Annotated in this window: 16 protein-coding genes; 9 read left to right on the top strand and 7 right to left on the bottom strand. The window is 70.0% G+C overall.

Going from position 1 to position 19,191, the window contains the following annotated elements; translation table 11 throughout:
* The first annotated feature begins 2 nt into the window (after window positions 1–2).
* Window positions 3–878, top strand: a complete 876-nt coding sequence (locus ACIPWY_RS19680) for a glycoside hydrolase family 16 protein (RefSeq protein WP_362902914.1) — start codon at window positions 3–5, stop codon at window positions 876–878.
* A gap of 68 nt (window positions 879–946) precedes the next feature.
* On the opposite strand, the gene ACIPWY_RS19675 is transcribed toward ACIPWY_RS19680, so the two are convergent.
* From ACIPWY_RS19675 to def, 3 genes are all read right to left on the bottom strand, one after another.
* Entirely contained in the window at window positions 947–1,777 is an 831-nt protein-coding gene (locus tag ACIPWY_RS19675) for an SDR family NAD(P)-dependent oxidoreductase (protein ID WP_401534060.1), read from the bottom strand.
* A 69-nt stretch (window positions 1,778–1,846) separates the two neighbouring features.
* The gene (locus ACIPWY_RS19670) at window positions 1,847–2,659 is read right to left on the bottom strand and encodes a HEAT repeat domain-containing protein (protein WP_401534058.1); all 813 of its coding nucleotides are present in this window, start codon (window positions 2,657–2,659) and stop codon (window positions 1,847–1,849) included.
* A 43-nt stretch (window positions 2,660–2,702) separates the two neighbouring features.
* Window positions 2,703–3,365, bottom strand: coding sequence for a peptide deformylase (gene def / locus ACIPWY_RS19665; RefSeq protein ID WP_401534056.1), 663 nt, complete (start codon window positions 3,363–3,365; stop codon window positions 2,703–2,705).
* 114 nt (window positions 3,366–3,479) lie between these two features.
* Between def and ACIPWY_RS19660 the strand changes: the two genes are divergently transcribed.
* Entirely contained in the window at window positions 3,480–4,115 is a 636-nt protein-coding gene (locus tag ACIPWY_RS19660) for an ArsR/SmtB family transcription factor (RefSeq protein ID WP_401534054.1), read from the top strand.
* Here ACIPWY_RS19660 and ACIPWY_RS19655 read toward each other — a convergent pair.
* Window positions 4,112–6,946 (bottom strand): right-handed parallel beta-helix repeat-containing protein, encoded by a 2,835-nt coding sequence (locus tag ACIPWY_RS19655; RefSeq protein WP_401534052.1) that lies wholly within the window; start codon window positions 6,944–6,946, stop codon window positions 4,112–4,114. The two genes, ACIPWY_RS19660 and ACIPWY_RS19655, sit on opposite strands and share 4 nt — an antisense overlap.
* A 303-nt stretch (window positions 6,947–7,249) precedes the next feature.
* On the opposite strand from ACIPWY_RS19655, the gene ACIPWY_RS19650 reads away from it, so the two are divergent.
* On the top strand, window positions 7,250–8,038 hold the full coding sequence (locus ACIPWY_RS19650) for an MBL fold metallo-hydrolase (RefSeq protein WP_401534050.1): 789 nt from the start codon (window positions 7,250–7,252) through the stop codon (window positions 8,036–8,038).
* A 10-nt stretch (window positions 8,039–8,048) separates the two neighbouring features.
* Here ACIPWY_RS19650 and ACIPWY_RS19645 read toward each other — a convergent pair whose 3' ends face one another.
* Window positions 8,049–8,195, bottom strand: coding sequence for a hypothetical protein (locus ACIPWY_RS19645; protein WP_362902900.1), 147 nt, complete (start codon window positions 8,193–8,195; stop codon window positions 8,049–8,051).
* 60 nt (window positions 8,196–8,255) lie between these two features.
* On the opposite strand from ACIPWY_RS19645, the gene ACIPWY_RS19640 reads away from it, so the two are divergent.
* Complete coding sequence (locus ACIPWY_RS19640) at window positions 8,256–8,978, top strand: hypothetical protein (protein WP_401534048.1); 723 nt, start codon at window positions 8,256–8,258, stop codon at window positions 8,976–8,978.
* Here ACIPWY_RS19640 and ACIPWY_RS19635 read toward each other — a convergent pair.
* Window positions 8,907–10,181, bottom strand: a complete 1,275-nt coding sequence (locus ACIPWY_RS19635; protein ID WP_401534046.1) for an FAD-binding protein — start codon at window positions 10,179–10,181, stop codon at window positions 8,907–8,909. The genes ACIPWY_RS19640 and ACIPWY_RS19635 overlap by 72 nt on opposite strands.
* A 168-nt stretch (window positions 10,182–10,349) precedes the next feature.
* Here ACIPWY_RS19635 and ACIPWY_RS19630 point away from each other — a divergent pair, with 168 nt between their 5' ends.
* The 5 genes from ACIPWY_RS19630 (at window position 10,350) to ACIPWY_RS19610 (ending at window position 17,148) form a co-directional block, all read left to right on the top strand.
* Window positions 10,350–11,411: a LacI family DNA-binding transcriptional regulator gene (locus ACIPWY_RS19630; RefSeq protein WP_393700811.1), complete on the top strand. Its 1,062-nt coding sequence runs from the start codon at window positions 10,350–10,352 to the stop codon at window positions 11,409–11,411.
* Between the two features lie 289 nt (window positions 11,412–11,700).
* Complete coding sequence (locus tag ACIPWY_RS19625) at window positions 11,701–13,011, top strand: extracellular solute-binding protein (protein ID WP_362902894.1); 1,311 nt, start codon at window positions 11,701–11,703, stop codon at window positions 13,009–13,011.
* A gap of 14 nt (window positions 13,012–13,025) precedes the next feature.
* Complete coding sequence (locus ACIPWY_RS19620) at window positions 13,026–13,961, top strand: sugar ABC transporter permease (RefSeq protein WP_362902892.1); 936 nt, start codon at window positions 13,026–13,028, stop codon at window positions 13,959–13,961.
* Entirely contained in the window at window positions 13,958–14,779 is an 822-nt protein-coding gene (locus tag ACIPWY_RS19615) for a carbohydrate ABC transporter permease (RefSeq protein ID WP_362902890.1), read from the top strand. The genes ACIPWY_RS19620 and ACIPWY_RS19615 overlap by 4 nt, the downstream gene beginning before the upstream one ends.
* Window positions 14,776–17,148 (top strand): glycoside hydrolase family 3 N-terminal domain-containing protein, encoded by a 2,373-nt coding sequence (locus tag ACIPWY_RS19610; RefSeq protein WP_393700807.1) that lies wholly within the window; start codon window positions 14,776–14,778, stop codon window positions 17,146–17,148. Before ACIPWY_RS19615 ends, ACIPWY_RS19610 begins: the two co-directional genes overlap by 4 nt.
* A 66-nt stretch (window positions 17,149–17,214) precedes the next feature.
* Here ACIPWY_RS19610 and ACIPWY_RS19605 read toward each other — a convergent pair whose 3' ends face one another.
* Window positions 17,215–19,179: a M13 family metallopeptidase gene (locus tag ACIPWY_RS19605; protein WP_401534043.1), complete on the bottom strand. Its 1,965-nt coding sequence runs from the start codon at window positions 19,177–19,179 to the stop codon at window positions 17,215–17,217.
* Window positions 19,180–19,191: the final 12 nt, after the last annotated feature.

The raw sequence follows: 19,191 nt of genomic DNA, 5'->3' as shown, positions 1-19,191 counted from the left end.
TGATGACCTTGCGCTCATCCTGGCGCCGCCGCGCCTCCCTGTACGCCGCCTCCCTGGCCTGTTGCGCCGCAAGCCTGGCGGCGATACCCAGCGGCGCGTCCGCCGCCCCGGCGCCCATCGACAGTCCCGCGAAAGCCGCCGCGGCCACGTTCACCGATGATTTCAACGGCGCCGCGGGCTCTGCCGTCGACGGCGGCAAGTGGCAGATCGAGACCGGCGACAACGTCAACAACCATGAGCGGCAGTTCTACACCGCGGGCAACAGCAACGCCGCGCTGGACGGCCAGGGCAACCTGGTCATCACGGCCCGCAAGGAGAACCCGGGCAACTACCAGTGCTGGTACGGGCGTTGTGAGTACACCTCGGCCCGCCTCAACACCTCGGGCAAGTTCACCCAGGCCTACGGCCACGTCGAGGCCCGTATGAAGGTGCCGCGCGGGCAGGGCATGTGGCCCGCGTTCTGGATGCTCGGGGACGACATAGGCAGCGTCGGCTGGCCGGCCAGCGGCGAGATCGACGTCATGGAGAACGTCGGCTTCGAACCCAGCACGGTCCACGGCACGCTGCACGGCCCCGGATACTCCGGATCGGGCGGCATCGGCGCGGCGTACACGCTGCCTGGCGGGCAGGCCTTCGCCGACGGATTCCACACGTTCGCCGTGGACTGGGCCCCGAACTCCGTCAAGTGGTCGGTCGACGGCAACGTCTACCAGACCCGCACGCCCGCCGACGTCGGCGGCAACCAATGGGCGTTCAACAAGCCGTTCTTCCTGATCCTGAACCTCGCGGTCGGCGGCTACTGGCCCGGCGACCCCGACGGCAGCACGAGCTTCCCCCAGCAGCTCGTCGTGGACTACGTCCACGTCACCACCCAGTAGGAGGGGACGATGTCCCGGGGCGGCCGGTGTCCGACGGACCCCGCTGTCCCGGGACATCGACGTCCGGATCACGATGCTGCTGGGCCGTACCCGGTCAGCTCGTCCGTCAGGGCCATCAGGCGCCGACGCGCCTCCTTGTCGTAGGCCTGCTCGTGGGCGCGCGCGTCCCTGAAGCGGTCGAAGTACCGGCCTGTGGTGGAGGCGAGCTCCGGGTCCGTGATCAGCCGCACCGTCGGCCGTACCCCCTCGTCGATTCCCGTCACGGGGGTGAAGCCATACGCGCGCACGCCCTCCGTGTCCATGAGATGCGCCGGATGCAGGGCATTGACCGTGACACCCGTGCCTTCGAGTTCCGCACCCAGCGCGAACGTTGCCATGATCAGGGCGAGCTTGCTGCGGCAGTACGCCCGCAGCCCCTCGTAGTCCCGCTCCAGCATGACGTCGTCGAAGTCGATGCGCTCCTGCCCCATGGACGCGACGTTGACGACGCGCGTGGGGGCGGAGGCCTTGAGCAGGGGCAGGAGGCCACGGATCAGGGCGTACGGGGCCAAGTGGTTGACAGCGAACCGCAGTTCGTGGCCCTGCGCGCTCACCTCCCGCCGCAGCGGATCCGCGCCGGCGCCGGCGACCGCGTTGTTGACCAGCGTGTCCAGACGGGGTTCGGCGTCGCGGATCCGGTCCGCCATGGCCCGCACCTGGTCGAGGTCCGAGAGGTCGGCCAGGTACGTACGGACCGTGGCGTCCGGTGCGGCCTCCCGCACGTCGGCGGCGACCGCTTCGAGCCGCCCCGCGTCGCGGCCGTGCAGGAGGAGGGTGTCGCCGCGCGTGGCGAGGTCGAACGCGATGCCGCGGCCCAGGCCCTGGGTCGCTCCGGTGATCAAGGTGACGCGTGGGTTCATGACGCCCATCCTGGACGGCGCGGCGCCACAGATGGGGGAGCGTGCCACGCCTGGTGTTCCCACCACCACTCATCGACGCGCACGTCTCTCCTCCCGCCGTTCGACGACGGCCGTCGCCAGCTCCCGTACGTCGGGGTCCGGGTCGGCCACGAGGCGGTCGAGGAGCGCGTCGACCCCGGGCGTCGACCAGCCGGCGACCGCGTCGGCGAGAGCCTCGCGCACCGCCGGCTCCGGGTGGTCGGCGAGCCGCGAGAGGCGCTCCACCGGGCCCCGCCGACGCAGGCCGAACCAGTGCAGCGCCTCGCACAACGCCGTGGCGTCGCCCGGATCTCCGGCCGTCTCCACGCGTCGCAGCAGGACCGGCGCCGGGGGCGGCGGGCCGTCGTGCGGGTGCGGCCTGCGTTCACGCAGCCGCCGGGACCCGTATTCGCCTCGCACCCGACAGCCCGCGCACGTGCACGGCACGACGCCGTGCGCGTCGGGGAAGTAGCGCCATCCGGTCACCTGCCGGACGGCGCGGACGCGCTGTACCTCGCCTTTGGCAACAGCCCGGGGGACGAACACCTCCCACCCGCGCGGGTCGTCCATCGCGGCCACGCGGCGCACCGCGTCACTCGCCGTCGTCGCCAGCGGGGCGCGGTTGTACCGGCCCACCGTGACCGGCTCGTCGTCGGACAGCCGCACCTGGACGGCGACAAGCCCGCGCGGCCCGCCGTGCCGTGCCAGCTCCCGCAGCCACTGGTGCGTGAGCGTGTACGACGCGAGCACGGGGAAGCAGAACACCCCACGCCCGCCGTCCTGGTGCTTGCCGCCGGCCCGGATACCCGACCGCCTGATGCGCGTCGCGTTGGCCTGGGGCGTCAGGTGCACGAACATTGCCATGACCGCGATCCTAGGCGCCGCCGTCCGCAGACCGGCCGGGGTGTCACTTGCCCAGTTCGGCGGCGCGGGCCGCTCGGCGGGCGAACACACTGTCCTTCGTGTCCTCCATCTCGCTCAGCGCCGCCTTGCGTTCGCGTCGGGCGAGCCGGTCCAGGTACGTGCGGCCGTAGAGGTGATCCGTCTCGTGCTGCAGGCAGCGCGCGAAGTAGCCCCGCCCCTCGATCACCAGCGGATCGCCGTCCTTGTCGCGGCCCCGGACGACTGCGCGCTCCGGCCGAGGCACGAGCTTGTAGGGCCCGGGGACCGACAGGCAGCCCTCCGACTCCTCGGCCAGGACGCGCTGCGCCGCGGGCAGTTCGTCGAGGACGGGGTTGGCGATGTGTCCGACATGACGCACGCCCCAGTCGTCAGTGATGTCCCACACGAACAACTGGAGGTCCACGTCGACCTGGTTGGCGGCGATGGCCGCGCCGTCCGCGACGGCGTTCGTGGCAAACATGTCGTCGATCAGGCAAGCCAGTTGAGGGGTTCCGAACTGCGTCACCTCGCGGCAGCGGCGGTGCAGGATCTCCTCCCCCACGACGGTGATGCGGCGCACCGTTCCGCGCGCGACCTCGGGGGGAAGGGCCGGGTAGGAGTCCACCGCAACACCCTGCACCCGCACCCTGAGGTCCTGTGATGTTCCGTCACTCAGCCGAAAGGACATGGGTGTTGACGCCTCCTGAGCAGGCCGGAGAAGGACCGGGGCGCATCCCCCGGCCCGGCCCGGCAGACCTGACCGACTTGACCAACTGCTTTGCAAAGTAGCACTCTTTGCAAAATGAGCGACAAGGAACGATCCACAGCCCCCAACCGCCCCGGCCCTGCCGTCGGCTCCGGCCCGTGGATCCCGCCGCACGGAGCACGCCGCCCCCTGCCCGACCATCCGGTCCGGATCGCACTCCTCGACCTGCTCGCCGAGGTCGGCACGGTCACGTCCACCGAGGCCGCCGCCCGCCTCGGCCACAGCTCCGGGCTCTGCTCGTTCCATCTGCGCCAGCTCGCGCGCTACGGCCTCATCGAGGAGGCGCCGCCCACGGACGGACGGGCCCGTCCGTGGCAGTTGCGCTGGGAGTCCGCCCACCTGACGGACCAGGCCGGCCCGGTGGAGTTCACCGCGCCGACCCACGGCCTGGACGAGAGCTACCGGCACCGACTTGCTCACCTGGAACAGGCACCGGCGGCGTGGCGTCACGACGAGTCGTTCAGCGCCGTGCTGCGCCTCAGCCCCGAAGAGACGGCCCAGCTGGCCGCGTCCATACGCCAGTTGATGACAGAGTTCCAGGCGCGTCACGACGCGGCCGCGACGCGCCCGGCGGACACCGTGGCAGTCGCGGCCGCGGCGCGGCTGTTCCCCCTGTTCGACGAGGACGCGGCTCCCGCCCGGAGGGCAGACCGGACCCCCGACGTCGGCTAGCGGACCTTGAAGCTGTCCACGATCAGATAGGCGCCCGTCTTCATCACGCCCTTGATGGTGTGTTCGCCCGGCGTCAGGCCCGACTTGGTGAACACGGTCTGCTGATGCTGCCGAGTGGGGCTCGAGTTGTCGATCGTGCCCACCGGCTGTCCGTCCACGTACAGGTCGACCTGCCCCTCGTCGCTGTTGATCTGGGTGATGACGTCGATCGCCGTGCCGTTGAAGGTGAGCTCGAAGGAGTCGCCCTTGTTCTGTGTGGCGTGCACGTCGTCGGCCCAGCCGCCCGCGCCGCCGCGCGAGGCGTTCTTCCAGTCCCAGCCCGAGCCGCCGTACACGACCCCGGACGTGTTGTTGATCTGTTCGCCCGACTCGGGCTTATGGACAGTGAGTTGGCTGGAGGCCTGGCTGCGCCAGATCGTCAGCGGGACGTCGGCGCCCGGGGCCGAGCGGTTGTAGACGCTCCAGAAGCTGTCGCGGCCGGTGACCTTCTTGCCGTCGATCTCCCGGATGACGTCGTTCGTGCGCAGACCCTGCCGGTATGCCTCCGACGTGGTGGGGACGGTGGGCACATACAGACCGTCATAGTCGGTCAGACCCGTCGCCGACTTGACCGCGTCGGAGTAGATACGTGTCACCGATGCTCCCAGCAGCGGCTCCTGGAACGCATCGAGCGTGTCGGTGGGGGTGTCGTCGACCCATTCGAGCGGGGGCGGCGTGGGACTGCCGGCCTTCCCGAAGCCGTCCATCGCGAAGGGACGGAAGCCGAGGGCTCGGGCCGGGGAGTCCGCCTGGAGCGTGTAGTCGAGCTTCTTCGGGTCGGTGAAGGGCGAGGCTCCGGTGAACGCGGGGTCGGCCGTCACCGAGTGCCTGTCGAGGCCGAGGGCGCGCCACGCGTCGGTCACGCCGGTGACCGGCCTGCCGTTGTTCCAGAACAGGTTGTTGTCGACGGTCGGCCTGCTCTTCGCCATGTCGGCCTGGATCAGGCTGTACGGGGTGCCGGTGACGAAGATGTTCTTCTCCACCGTGTCGCCGCTGTCCGCGTACCAGACGTGGAAGTGGGCGCCGCCGTTGACGAAGACGTTGTTGCGCACGGTCCGGTGGAAGCCCTCACGGAGCTTCACCCCGCCGTTGAGGAGGAGGTTGTCCTCGATGAGGTAGTTCGAGCTGCCGTCGTCGAGGTCGATGTCCCAGTGCGAGGAGTGGCGGATCCGGTTGTGCCGGATGACGGTGGTGTCCATCGCGTCGAGCTTCGCGTACGACTTCTTCGTCGCGTCGTCGGCGGTCAGCGGCCAGAACCTGTCGCGGCCCCAGGAGTTGATCGGCCCATGGTCGGAGGTCTCCTTGACGCAGTTGAAGATGTCGTTGTTCTCGATGACGTGCCCGCCCCAGGTGCCGTCGTTGATGTCGACGCAGGCGCGTGGTCCGTCGTGGATCGTGTTGCCGTCGACGGTGACGCGCCGGCTCATCGAGATCTGCACGCCGGAGGTCTGCTTCTCGAACTGCCCGTTGTCATGCATGTAGTTGTCGCTGATGCGGATGTCGCGCGGGTAGTTCTCGGACTTCGGGCCGGGTGCGATGTCCGTGATGGTCTTGCGCATGCTGTCCCAGGTGGACGGCTCGCGTACCGCGTCGCGGTTACCCACCACGGCGACGTCGGAGGCGCCCGAGTGGCTGAACTCGTTGCCGGAGACGGTGTCTTCGCTGTTGTAGCCGTCGACGAAGAGGGCGTTGCCGCCGACCTGGTCGAAGAGCGAGTCGCGCACGGCGACGTTCTCGGTGTTCTTGAGGTGGACCGCCGCGGCGCGCGCGATCGCCCAGTCGCCGAGCTGGAGCTTCTCGTACGGCTGGTCGAACAGGGTGCGGTGGGTGCGGGCGAACGTGAAGCCGGAGAAGCTCAGATCGTGCACGGCGTCGTCCGGTCCGCGTCCCTGCACCCTGATGAGTTCGTCGAGTTCGGCGGTCTCGACGTGCGACGAGGCGAGATCGGCGCCCTTCGGAGGGAAGAAGTAGAGCTTCCCCGCTGGTTTGTCGTAGAACCACTCGCCGGGGGCGTCGAGCTCCTCGAAGACGTTCTCCACCATGCGGTACGTGGTGTGCAGGCCGCTGCCGCGGTTGTTGTCGCCCACCCAGTCGAGTTGCGGGGTGCCGTCGGCCTTCAGCCCGGTGACCCGATAGGAGTTGCCGCCCCACTCCCCCTGGTGCAGGCCGCGTACGAGCGCGGTGGTGGGGTTCTTCCAGCGGGCGACACGCTGCGCCGAGATGGCGTCCGCAGCGTAGCCACCCAGGATCGCGGTCTTGGGGTCGTAGTCGGGGTAGCGGGCGAGAACCTGGCGTTCCCCGTCCAGGAAGAGACCGTCGAAGTCCAGACCCGCGCCTACGTCGGCGACCTTGACGGTGTCGTTGTACGAGGTCCACTGAGGCCGCAGGGATCGGCCGCCGCTGATGACGACGCGTTCACCGGGTGCGGCGAGGTAGCGGACCGGGGCGCGGTCCGTGCCGGAGTCTTCCGGGCCGAACGTCAGGGTGTGGTCCAGCCGGTAGGTGCCCGCGTGCACCACGACGTCGACGGGTCGCGCCCGGTGCTTGCGCACCTCCTTGCGAGCGGCTTCCTGGGCGCGCTCCACTGTGCGGAACGGCCTGGCCGCCGAGCCGTTGGCGTGATCGTCGCCGGTGGGCGCCACGTGGAGGGTGACGGTCTTGCCGCCACCCGCGGCTGCCGACGCGGTGGGCGCGGTGGCGGCGCCGAGGCCCAACGTGACGGCCACCGACGCGGCGAGCAGACCGGGGAACGGAGATCTTCGACTCTTGCGGAAACCTGGGACGGTACGCACGGGGACTCCTGAGGCCGGGCAGGTCGGGATTGACCATCGATCTACGGACCGAACATCCAACGTTTGATGGACAGTTGGCTCAATTGTGGAGCGTCTGGCCACGGAAGCTATAAATTCATCGGATGACTGTCAAGGGATGCTGCACTCATCGGCTGCCCGACGCCCTCATCGAAGACATCCGCCGGACGGAGAGGCGATCAACTACCCTGCCTGCGACCGCTGCAGCAGGGCGGTCACCGCGGTACCCCCAGCTCCCCCACGCTTCCCGGCCCCAGTGGCACACCTCAAGAGATGCGGTCCGTCATGCGCGAAGACGCCCTCGTTCACGCCGCCACCGGCGTTCATCTGGTGCACGGCAGCAACACGAACTGGGTCATCCTGAGCGAGGGCGACGCCGTCACGCTCATCGACTGCGGCTACCCCGGCGACCGGCAGCAGGTCCTGGAGTCACTGGCCGATACGGGCCACTCCCCCGAGGCCGTCACGGCGATCCTGCTCACCCACGCGCACAACGACCACCTCGGGTCCGCCGAGTACCTCAGCCGCTCCTTCGGCGCCCCGGTGTACGCACACGAGGCCGAAGTCCCGCACGCCCGCCGCGAGTTCCTGCACCAGGTCTCGGTCGGCCAGGTCCTGCGCAACAGCTGGCGCCCCGGCGTCCTGCCCTGGGCCGTGCATGCCCTGCGCTCCGGCGGGACGAGGGACGTCCGTGTCGAGGAGCCCCAGCCGTTTCCCGCTCAAGGTGCCCTCGACCTGCCGGGTCACCCCGTCCCGGTTCACACCCCCGGCCACACCGCGGGCCACTGCGCCTACCACCTCCCCGGCGCGGGCATCGTCATCTCCGGCGACGGCCTGGTCACCGGCCACCCCACCTCGCGCACGCGGGGGCCGGGGCTTCTGCCGGCCATGTTCGACACGGACCGCGAGCGCACCCGCGACTCTCTGAGCGTGTACGAGAAACTCGCGGGCGACATGCTGCTGCCCGGGCACGGCCCGGTGCACCACGGCTCGGTGAGCGCGGCAGCGAGGACCGCACGCGAACGTGCGACCCCGGCGCGGCAGAGGTCTTCAGCGGTGCGCGCACGGGCCTGAGCGGCCCGTCTCAGTCCTGCGAGCCGGAGCGGCGCCTTGCGGCGTACACACCCGCGCCGCCCAAGGCACCGGCCACCAGCGCGGTGCCCGCCACGAGCTGCACGGTGTCGAGCTGGAAGAGGCTGCCGCCGGCTCCGGCTTCTACGCCCCGCGGCACGGAGGGCGAGTCGGGAGGGGCACCACCGTCTGTACGACCGCCGGTGCCACCACCATCCGTATGACCGCCCGTGCCACCACCGTCTTTACGACCACCGGTGCCACCACCGTCTGTGCGACCAGCGGTACCGCCACCGTCTGTGCGACCAGCGGTACCGCCACCGTCTGTGCGACCGCCGGTACCGCCACCGTCCGTACGACCACCGGCGCCACCACCATCCGTACGGCCACCGGTGCCACCGTCCGTACGGCCGTCGGTGCCACCACCATCCGTACGACCACCGGCGCCACCACCATCCGTACGACCACCGCTACCGAGGTCGGTACCGCTGTCGGAGCGGACGCCACTGTCGGATTCGTGAGTGGGCGCGGGGTCGCCACCGTCGAGGGGGGTGGTGCCGCCGACGTCAAGCGGCGCGGTGCCATCGGCAGCGAGGGGCGCGGTGCCGTCGGCATCAAGCGGCGCAGTACCACCGGCATCAACGAGGGGGGTGGTGTCCACAGCGTCGTCCGCCACGGACGCCGGTGCGGTCACGGACATGAGCGCGGCGGCGCCGAGCAGTGCTGCGGAAGCCAGACTTACGGAACGCACAGTGAACCCTCCAGACAGAAATACCCCCTGTCCATGGGAACGCTAGGTTCGGCCCCGGAGCGCAGCGACCCGGGCGCCGCCGAACGGACCAGCCCAGCGGCACTGCGCACGGGATCACGTTCAGTGACCGGCGAGGAGTTCCGTCACGAAGGCGTTGCTGAACTTCCCTGCCGGGTCCAGCTCTTGTCGTAGCCGCTGGAAGTCGGGGGCGCGTTCGTAGAGCGCGGCGACGCTGCCGGGGGCTGCCGTCGTCACTTTCCCCCAGTGGGGGCGTGCCCCGAGCGGCAGCAGCCGCTCCTCGACGGCACCGAGGACAGGGAGTACGTCGTCGGGGCGGGGCGCCCACGTGAAGTGCAAGGCGACGGATGCGCGGCCGTGGCTCGGGCTGAGCCACAGGTCGTCCGCGGCGACCGTGCGGATCTCCGAGACGAGGAGCACCGGGGCGATCCGGTCTCCGAGCGCACGCAGAGCCGACATGGCGTCGGCCGCGGCCTCGCGCGGCAGCAGCAGTTCGGACTGCAGCTCTTCGCCGTTGCTCGGGGTGAACTCCGGCCGGAAGTGCGGCAGGCGCTCGTGCCACGGTCCGGGGACGCCGAGTTGCCCGGTGCAGGACGCCGGAGGCATGCCGGGGACCGGGTGGCGTGGGCCGTCGGCGAGCCGGCCGCCCATCCACTTCTCCCCCGGGGCGCCACTCGGCAGCCGGTCGGTGCGGCGCTTCAGCCACACCGTGGCGGTGTCCGCGCGCCAGTCGGTGAACGCGCTGACGCTGTACGCGGCGCCGAACACGGCGTCGAAGTCCGCAGCGATCCGGTCCAGCGGCACGTCGTCGTACACCCATTGGGCGACGTCGAAGGCGGGCTCCACGGCGAGTGTCATGGCGACGACGACGCCGAGCGCGCCCAGGTTCACGACGGCTCCGGGGAATCGGTCCGGATCGGACGCACGGTCCAGCGTCGTCCGCGTGCCGTCGGGGCCGATGAGCTCGATCCCGGTCACTGCGGTGGCCAGACCACGCAGCGAGTCTCCTGAACCGTGCGTGCCGGTGGCGCAGGATCCCGCGACCGAGATGTGTGGCAGCGAGGCGAGGTTGGCGAGAGCGAGACCCTGGGCCTGGAGTGCCGAGGCGACCTCCGCGTACCGCATGCCCGCCGAGACGGTCACGGTGGCACGGTCCTCGGACACCCGCACCCGGCGCGTGAGCCCGTCAAGGAGCACCAGGTCGCCGTCCGTGTCCGCGATGCGGTTGAACGAGTGTCCGCTGCCGAGGACCCGTACCTTCTCGGCGGAGGCGACGGTCCGGCTCAGGTCGGCCTCCGACGTCGGACGGTGGACCCGCGCCGGGGCGAAGGTGACGTTTCCCGCCCAGTTCCGCAGTGGTGTGTCGGTCGCGGGCATCCGCATGTCCGTTCTCAGAGGGTTCGAAGATCACGGTTCGCGTTCAACTATTTCGGCACTGTAGCCGCATGTTGCGAAAAACTAGAAGGATCTTGCTGGTGCGTCAAGGCGCCATGGTGCGCCGATCCCCTTGCCCTGCCGCACCCCCAAGAAGTTACGATCCGTACCGTGAACTCCTCAGCGGTGCAGAAGAAGCAGACACCGGCGTCCAAAGAGGCCCCCGAGGCCGGCACGGCGACGCTTGCCGAGATCGCCCGCGAAGCGGGAGTCTCCGCTCCGACTGTTTCGAAGGTCCTCAACGGCCGGGCCGATGTGGCTCCGGCGACCCGCGAGCGGGTCGAGGCACTACTCCGCCGCCACGGCTACCAGCGCCGCAGGGCCAACACCCCGGCCATCCCCCTCCTCGAACTGGTCTTCCACGAGCTGGACAGCTCCTGGTCGATGGAGGTGATCCGCGGGGTCGAGAACGTCGCCCGCGAGGAGGGGCTCAGCCTGGTCCTGTCCGAGCACGCCGGGCAGCTCAGCATCGGACAGTCCTGGGTCGACGGGGTCCTCGCCCGCCGCCCCACCGGCGTGATCCTCGTGCTGTCCGGGCTCGACGCCGCCCAGCGGGCACAGCTCACCAGCCGCGACATCCCGTTCGTGGTGATGGACCCGGCCGGCGACCCCGGCGAGGACGTGCCCGCGATCGGCGCCACGAACTGGCAGGGCGGGCTCGCCGCCACACGGCACCTGCTGGAGCTGGGGCATCGCCGGATCGGTGTGATCGCAGGACCGACCGGGATGATGTGCAGCCGGGCCCGGATCGACGGCTACCGGGCGGCCCTGGAGACGGCCGGGGTCGCCTTCGATCCCGCGCTGATCCGCGAGGGGACCTTCCACCACGAGTCCGGCCACGCGGCCGGTCTCGAACTGCTCGGCCTGCCGGACCGGCCGACCGCGGTGTTCGCCGGAAACGACCTCCAGGCGCTGGGCCTCTACGAGGCGGCCCGCGAACTGGGCCTGCGGATTCCGGACGACCTCAGCGTCGTGGGCTTCGACGATCTGCCGCTGGCCCGCTGGGTCGGGCCGCCGCTGACCACCGTCCGCCAGCCCCTGGTCGAGATGGCCGAGGCGGCGGCACGACTGACGCTCGACCTGGCGCGGGGCAGGAAGCCCCCGACGCTGCGCATGGACCTGGCGACCCGTCTTGTCGTACGGAACAGCACAGCGGCGCCCACCGTGCGGTAGCCCTCGCCCCTCCCGCCTCCTCGCCGCGACGCTCCACAGTCCTCCCGCTCCGCGGTGCGGTCTTCGAAACTGTCGGAGCCCGCTGCCCGCACCCTCCTCGGCGGCCCGAACCAGGGTCGTCTCGCCGTCGCGCCCTTTTGCCGCAAGGCCCGACCTGCGCCAGGCGCCCGAACCGATAACGCTTCGGAAACCCGTACGCCGAGGGTTGACCGCCCCCTCGGAGCGCCTTAGCGTCACACCGCCCAGCATATTTCGCTGTCTTGACCGACACTTTCGAGAGGTCTCGAAGATGAAGACACCTGCACGGATCTCACGCGCCATCGCCGGAGGTGTGGCGCTCACTCTCGGTCTGACCCTGTCGGCCTGCGGCGGCGGTTCCTCCGACTCGGCAGGCGGCGGGGACTCCGACAAGATCCACGTGCTGGTGTACGGGGACGCTGCCAACAAGGTCGAGAAGCAGCTCGTCGCCACCTTCAACAAGACGTCGAAGGTCAAGGCGGTCCTGGACACCATCCCCGGCGCCGACTACCAGCAGAAGCTCCAGACCATCATCAGCACCCCGCAGGCCCCGGACGTCTTCTTCAACTGGGGCGGTGGCAGCATCAAGCCCTTCGTCGACGCCGACCTCCTGCTGCCGCTCGACGGCTTCATCAAGGACGACCCGGCCCTCAAGTCCAGCTTCCTGCCGTCGGTCTTCGACAGCGCGTCGGTGAACGGGAAGCCCTACGGCGTCCCGATGCGCGGCACGCAGCCCGTGCTGCTCTTCAACAACAAGAAGGTCCTCGCCGAAGCCGGTGTCACGCCGCCGAAGACCTGGGACGACCTGCTCGGCGCGGTCAAGTCGCTCAAGGCCAAGGGCGTCACCCCGATCGCGCTCGGCGGCGGCGACCAGTGGCCGACTCTGATGTGGTTCGAGTACCTCTACGACCGTGTCGCCGGCCCGGAGGTGTTCCAGAAGGCACTCGGCGGTGACAAGAGCGCCTGGGAGAGCGCGGGCAGCAAGAAGGCCCTGGGCATGATCAGGCAGCTCGTCGACGCGGGTGCCTTCGGCACCAACTACGACTCGGTCAAGTTCACCGACCAGGGCTCGCCGACGCTGCTCGCCACCGGCAAGGCCGGCTTCGAACTCATGGGTTCCTGGGAGTTCTCGACCCAGCAGGACTCCCACCCCGCCTTCGCCAAGAAGGACCTCGGCTACTCCTCGTTCCCGACGGTCGCGGGCGGCACGGGCGACGCCGGCAACCTCGTCGGCAACACCAACAACTTCTACTCCGTGATGAAGAAGACGAAGCATCCTGAGGCCGTCGCGGAGTTCCTGAAGCTCCAGTACTCCGACGAGTTCGTGAAGGCGCAGCTGGGCATCGGCAACCTGCCGACCACGACCAACACGGAGAAGTTCCTCGGCTCCTCCGCGAGCCCGGCGTACTCGAAGTACCAGTTCGACCTCGTGAAGAAGGCCCCCTCGTTCCAGCTCTCGTGGGACCAGGCCTACCCCCAGTCCGCCTCGACACCCATGCACCAGGCGGTCCAGCAGTTCTTCAACGGCGGGCTCGACACCGACGGCTTCATCAAGGCCATGCAGGCCTTGCCCACCGCGTGAGACCGGGTGCCGAGATGACCACCACCGTCACCAAGGCCGCGGTCGTGGCCGAACGACGGCCCGCCAGGGGGCGTGCGGGCGGCGTGGGCCGCCCGGGTTTCGCCTGGGCGCTGCCCGCCACCGCGTTCTTCGTCCTGTTCGCCGTCGTCCCGCTCGTCCTGGTCGCCGTGCTGTCCTTCACGAGCTGGAACGGTCTGGGCGCACCCCGGTTCGCCGGGCTCGACAACTGGACCAAGCTCTTCGACGACCCGGTGATGCTCAACAGCCTCTGGCTGAGCGTGCTGATCACCGTCCTGGGCGTGCTCGTCCAGACACCCCTGAGCATCCTGCTCGGCGTCTGGGCGGCGGGCCGCCAGCGCAACCGCGCCGTCCTGTCGGCGATCTACTTCATCCCGCTGCTGTTGTCCGCCACCGCGGTCTCCGTCCTGTGGCGCACGCTACTCGACCCCAACTTCGGTGTGCCGTCGCAGGCCAAGTGGCTGTTCGGCGACGGCAATCTGCTCGGCATGCAGAGCGGGGCCATCGGGGTGCTGGTCTTCGTGGGGGCCTGGCAGTTCACCCCGTTCCACACCCTGATCTACCAGGGCGCGGCGCGGGCCATCCCTCAAGTCCTCTACCAGGCAGCCCAGATCGACGGTGCGGGCACGGTGCGCCAGTTCTTCCACATCACGCTGCCGCAACTGCGCAACACCATGATCACGTCGATGATCCTGATGGTCGTCGGCGGCCTCACCACGTTCGACACGGTCCTGATCCTGACCCAGGGCGGCCCCGGCACGGACACCACCATCAGCGCCTACTACATGTACCAAAAGGCCTTCAAGAGCTTCGACTTCGGCGCGGGCTCGGCCATCGCGCTGCTCCTGGTGGTGGTCGCGACGGTCATCTCGCTCGTCGTCGTACGGGTCTCGGGCTACGACAAGATGCGCAGCTCGGTGGAGGGCCTGTGAGCAAGCAACGCCCCAACTACCTGGCCGGCCTGGGCTCCGTGGTCTGGCTGCTCGTCGTCGGCGCACCGCTCTACGTCCTGGTCTCGGCGTCCGTGCAGTCCCGCGCGGACTACGGCGCGAGCGGTCCGCTGAGCCTGCCGCGGCACTTCACGCTGCGGAACTACATCGACGACTTCTCCACAGGCTTCGGCCGGTACTTCCTCAACACCGTGATCGTGACCGTGTGCGTGGTCGCCATCGTCCTCGTGGTGGTACCGCCGCTGTCGTACACCATCGTCCGCAGCCGGGGCCGCGTCACGACCGCCGTCTTCCGCCTCTTCCTGCTCGGCCTCGCCATCCCCGCGCAGGCGGTGATCGTGCCGATGTTCTACGTCATCAGCAAGGCGGGGCTCTACGACAACCTCATCGGCGTCATCCTGCCGACCGCGGCCTTCTCGCTTCCCATGTGCGCCCTGGTCCTGACCGGTGTGATGCGCGACATCACCCCGGATCTGTACGAGGCGATGGCCATCGACGGCGCCTCCTCGTGGCGGGTGTTCGGCCAGCTCGTGCTCCCCCTGTCACGGGGCGGGCTCTCGACGATCGCGGTCTTCTCCGCCCTCCAGGCGTGGAACGGCTTCCTGTTCCCCCTGGTGCTCACGCAGTCCGACTCCACCAAGGTGATCACCTTGGGGCTCTACAACTTCCGCACCCAGTACGGCATCAACGTCCCGGGGCTGCTGGCCGCCGTGGTCCTGTCCATGGTGCCCGTCCTGCTCGTCTACCTGTTCGCCCGGCGCACCCTGGTCCAGGGGCTCATGGGCGTGGGAGGAAAGTGACCCACAACGTGGCCGTAACGACAGAATCCACCACACCCCTGTGGCGCGACACGACCCTCGACCACGAGACGCGCGCCGACGTCCTCATCGCCGAGATGACCCTCCAGGAGAAGGTCGCCCAGCTGTTCGGCGTCTGGGTCGGGGCGTCCGACGAGGGGGGCGAAGTCGCCCCGCACCAGCACGAGATGGAGGAGGCGGTCGACCTCGACGCGCTGCTGCCGCACGGTCTCGGGCAGCTCACCAGGCCCTTCGGCACGGCCCCCGTCGACCCCGCTCTCGGCGCGCTGTCGCTGCTGCGCACCCAGCGCCGCATCGCCGCGGGCAACCGCTTCGGCATCCCGGCCGTCGCCCATGAGGAGTGCCTCGCGGGCTTCGCCACCTGGGGCGCGACCGCCTATCCCGTCCCGCTGTCGTGGGGCGCGACGTTCGATCCCGCGCTGGTACGGCGCATGGCCCGGGCCATCGGGGAGGACATGCGCTCGGTAGGTGTGCACCAGGGCCTCGCCCCCGTACTCGACGTCGTGCGCGACGCGCGGTGGGGCCGCGTCGAGGAGACCATGGGCGAGGATCCGTACCTCGTCGGAACCCTCGGCACCGCCTACGTCCAGGGCCTGGAGTCCGCCGGGATCGTCGCCACCTTGAAGCATTTCGTGGGCTATTCCGCCTCCCGTGCGGGCCGCAACCTCGCGCCCGTCGGCATGGGGCCCAGGGAGCGCGCCGACGTGATGCTGCCGCCGTTCGAGATGGCGCTGCGCGAGGGTGGCGCCCGCTCGGTGATGCACGCCTACACCGACACGGACGGTGTCCCGTCGGCAGCCGACGAGCAGTTGCTCACCGGGCTGTTGCGGGACGCCTGGGGCTTCACCGGGACGGTGGTGGCGGACTACTTCGGCGTCGGGTTCCTCAAGACCCTGCATGGTGTCGCCGCCACCTGGGGTGAGGCGGCCGGGGCCGCGCTGGGCGCCGGGGTGGACGTGGAACTGCCCACCGTCAAGGCGTTCGGGCAGCCGCTCCTCGACGCGGTCGCGGACGGGACGGTGTCCGAGGTCGTGGTGGACCGCGCGCTACGCCGTGTGCTCGTGCAGAAGGCTCAGCTGGGGCTTCTCGACACCGGCTGGGACGCGGTGCCGCAAGCACTGGCCGGTGCCGACCTCGGGGATCCGCAGGCGCTGCGCGGCACGGTGGCCCTCGACACGGCGGACCGCCGGGCCCTCGCCCGGGAGATCGCCGAGCAGGCCGTCGTCCTGCTCCGCAACGACGGCACACTCCCCCTGGCGCGGCCCGCCAGGATCGCGGTCGTCGGCCCGACCGCCGACACCGCGACGGCCGTCCTGGGCTGCTACGCGTTCCCGGTGCACGTGGGTCAACAGCATCCCGAGGTTGCGGCCGGCATCGAACTGCCCACCTTGGTGGAGTCGTTGAGGGCCGAGTTCCCGGACAGCGATGTCGTCACGGCTCTCGGGTGCGGCATCGACGACACCGGCACCGACGGCTTCGCCGAGGCCGTGGAGCTGGCCCGTGGCGCCGATGTCGTCGTCCTCGCACTGGGCGACCGCGCCGGGCTCTTCGGCCGGGGCACCAGCGGCGAGGGCTGCGACGCCGCCACGCTCGCGCTGCCGGGCATGCAGGAGCAGCTCCTGAACACGCTCCTGGACACCGGCACACCGGTCGTGCTGACACTCCTGGCGGGGCGTCCGTACGCGCTCGGGCGTGCGGTACGGGAGTCGGCCGCCGTCGTCCAGTCGTTCTTCCCCGGCGAGGAGGGCACGCCCGCCCTCGCCGGTGTGCTCAGCGGGCGGGTCGCCCCGGCGGGACGGCTGCCCGTCAGCGTCCCGAACGCGCCGGGCGCGCAGCCGTCCACGTATCTGGCAGCGCGGCTCGGGCACGTCAACGGGGTGTCGAACATCGACCCGACGCCGGCGTTCGCCTTCGGTCACGGCCTGACGTACACCTCGTTCGACTGGTCCGACCTCACAGTGGACCAGTCGACGGTCGGGACGGACGGCGAGGTCCAACTCGCCTTCACCGTAAGGAACTCGGGCGACCGGGCCGGCAGCGAGGTCGTGCAGCTCTATCTGCACGATCCGGTCGCCTCGGTCGTGCAGCCCGTCCAGCGGCTGATCGGGTTCGTGCGCCTGGCGCTCATTCCCGGGCAGGCCGCGCGGGTCCGGGTGACGGTGCCGGCGGACCTCGCGTCGTTCACCGGGCGGGACGGGCGGCGGATCGTCGAACCGGGCGAGGTGGAGCTGCGGCTCGGCGCGTCCAGCGCCGACCTCCGGCTGACCGCGAAGGTGACGCTCACCGGGCCCGTACGGGTGGCGGACCACACGCGCAGACTGCACGCCGACTTCGGCGTCACCGCGTCCTGAACCAGCCGTGGCCCGTACTTTCCAGGAAGACCTCCTGGAAAGTACGGGCCACGCGTCGTCGGCGTGCTACCAGATGCGCACGCGGTCGGCCGGGTCGAGCCACAGGCCGTCGCTGTCCGACGTGCTGAACGCGTCGTGGAACTCGTCGAGGTTGCGCACGATGTTCGCGCGGAACTCCGGCGGCGAGTGCGGGTCGATCGTCAGGTACTGCTGCTCCTGCTCCTTGCGCCGCTTGGTGCGCCAGCAGTACGCCCAGTTGAGGAAGAGCCGCTGGGAGCCGGTGGTGGCCTCGTGCTCCGGCGACGGGGTGTCGCCGAGCGAGATGACGTACGCCTTGTGGCCGATGGTCAGGCCGCCGAGGTCGCCGATGTTCTCGCCGACGGTGAGCGCGCCGTTGACGGTCTCGCCGGGCAGGTTGCGCGGCGAGAAGCCGTCGTACTGCTCGATGAGAGCCTTCGACTTGGCCTCGAAGGCCGTCTTGTCGGAGGCGGTCCACCAGTCGTTGAGGTTGCCCGCGCCGTCGTACTGGGCGCCCTGGTCGTCGAAGCCGTGGCCGATCTCGTGGCCGATCACGGAACCGATGCCGCCGTAGTTCTCCGCCGGGTCGGCGTCCGGCGCGAAGAACGGCTTCTGCAGGATGCCCGCGGGGAAGCAGATCTCGTTCGTGCCCGGGTTGTAGTACGCGTTCACCGTCTGCGGCAGCATGAACCACTCGTCACGGTCGACCGGCGAGCCGATCTTGGCGAGCTCGCGGTCCGTCTCGAACGCGGCGGCCGCCTGCGCGTTGGCGAGCAGGTCGTCCGTGGTGACCTGGAGCTTGGAGTAGTCGCGGAACTTGTCCGGGTAGCCGATCTTGGGACGGAACGTGGCGAGCTTCTCGTACGCCCGCTCCTTCGTCTCGTCGGTCATCCAGTCGAGCTGGGCGATCGACTGGCGGTAGGCCTCAAGGAGGTTGGCGACGAGCTCGTCCATCATCGCCTTGGACGCCGGCGGGAAGTGCCGGGCCACGTACTCCTTCCCGACGGCCTCGCCCATCGCGCCCTCGACGAGGGCGACGGCGCGCTTCCAGCGGGCGCGCAGCTCCGGGGTGCCGTTGAGCGTGCGCCCGTAGAAGTCGAAGTTGTTCTGCACGAACGCGTCCGAGAGGTACGGCGCCGAGGCGCGCAGCACGCGCACCAGCAGCCAGTCGCGCCACTGCTCGATGGGGAACTCGGTCAGGACCTGGGAGAGGTGCGCGAAGTACGACGGCTGCCGGACGCAGGTCTCGGCGATGGTCACGTCGGTGCCGCCGATGCCGACGGTGTAGGCGTGCCAGTCGAACTCCGGCGCCAGGGCCTTGAGTTCGTCCAGCGCGGTGAGGTTGTACGTCTTCTGCACGTCACGGGTCTCGGCCCGCTCCCAGTGGCCCGCGGCCAGCTTGGTCTCGATGGCGAGGACCGTCCGCGCGGCGGCCGCGGGGTCGGCGTGCTGGGCGAGCTTCAGGAGATCGGCGAGGTAGGTGACGTACTTGTCGCGGATCTCGGCGAACTTGTCGTCCCGGTAGTACGACTCGTCGGGCAGGCCGAGGCCGCCCTGTACGACGTTGACGAGGTAGCGGTCGGAGTTGCGGTCGTCGGTGTCGACGTACGACCCGAAGAGGCCGGAGCCGCCGACGCGCTCGAAGCTGCCGAGGAACGACGCGAGGCCCCGGAGGTCGGTGATGGTGGCGACCTCGTCGATCAGCGGGCGCACCGGGGCGAGCCCGAGCGCCTCGATGGCCTGCTCGTCCATGAAGGAGGCGTAGAGCGCGGCGATCTTGCGCGCCTCGCCGGTGTCGGCCGAGGCCGCGTCGGCTCCCGCCGCGAGGTCCTCGATGATCGCCTTGACCTGCTCCTCGGCGGTGTCGGCGAGCTGCACGAAGGGGCCCCAGCTCGAGCGGTCCTCGGGGATCGGCTCGGTGTCCAGCCAGTGGCCGTTGACGTGGCCGAACAGGTCGTCCTGCGGCCGGATCTCGGGGTTCATACCCGGGCGGGCGTCATCAAGAATGCTCATCGCCGCAGCTTA

It is taken from the genome of Streptomyces sp. NPDC090032 (genome assembly GCF_044748025.1).
Lineage (GTDB): Bacteria > Actinomycetota > Actinomycetes > Streptomycetales > Streptomycetaceae > Streptomyces.
This window is presented reverse-complemented; position numbering and strand designations above follow the sequence as displayed.

What these genes read in the sequence shown, in the direction of transcription:
- def (WP_401534056.1), bottom strand. Translation starts at nt 3,365, where the DNA reads ATGTCCTTTCGGCTGAGTGACGGAACATCACAGGACCTCAGGGTGCGG.
- ACIPWY_RS19670 (WP_401534058.1), bottom strand. Translation starts at nt 2,659, where the DNA reads ATGGCAATGTTCGTGCACCTGACGCCCCAGGCCAACGCGACGCGCATC.
- ACIPWY_RS19605 (WP_401534043.1), bottom strand. Translation starts at nt 19,179, where the DNA reads ATGAGCATTCTTGATGACGCCCGCCCGGGTATGAACCCCGAGATCCGG.
- ACIPWY_RS19675 (WP_401534060.1), bottom strand. Translation starts at nt 1,777, where the DNA reads ATGAACCCACGCGTCACCTTGATCACCGGAGCGACCCAGGGCCTGGGC.
- ACIPWY_RS19635 (WP_401534046.1), bottom strand. Translation starts at nt 10,181, where the DNA reads ATGCCCGCGACCGACACACCACTGCGGAACTGGGCGGGAAACGTCACC.
- ACIPWY_RS19660 (WP_401534054.1), top strand. Translation starts at nt 3,480, where the DNA reads ATGAGCGACAAGGAACGATCCACAGCCCCCAACCGCCCCGGCCCTGCC.
- ACIPWY_RS19640 (WP_401534048.1), top strand. Translation starts at nt 8,256, where the DNA reads ATGACCGCCCGTGCCACCACCGTCTTTACGACCACCGGTGCCACCACC.
- ACIPWY_RS19650 (WP_401534050.1), top strand. Translation starts at nt 7,250, where the DNA reads ATGCGCGAAGACGCCCTCGTTCACGCCGCCACCGGCGTTCATCTGGTG.
- ACIPWY_RS19680 (WP_362902914.1), top strand. Translation starts at nt 3, where the DNA reads ATGACCTTGCGCTCATCCTGGCGCCGCCGCGCCTCCCTGTACGCCGCC.
- ACIPWY_RS19625 (WP_362902894.1), top strand. Translation starts at nt 11,701, where the DNA reads ATGAAGACACCTGCACGGATCTCACGCGCCATCGCCGGAGGTGTGGCG.
- ACIPWY_RS19620 (WP_362902892.1), top strand. Translation starts at nt 13,026, where the DNA reads ATGACCACCACCGTCACCAAGGCCGCGGTCGTGGCCGAACGACGGCCC.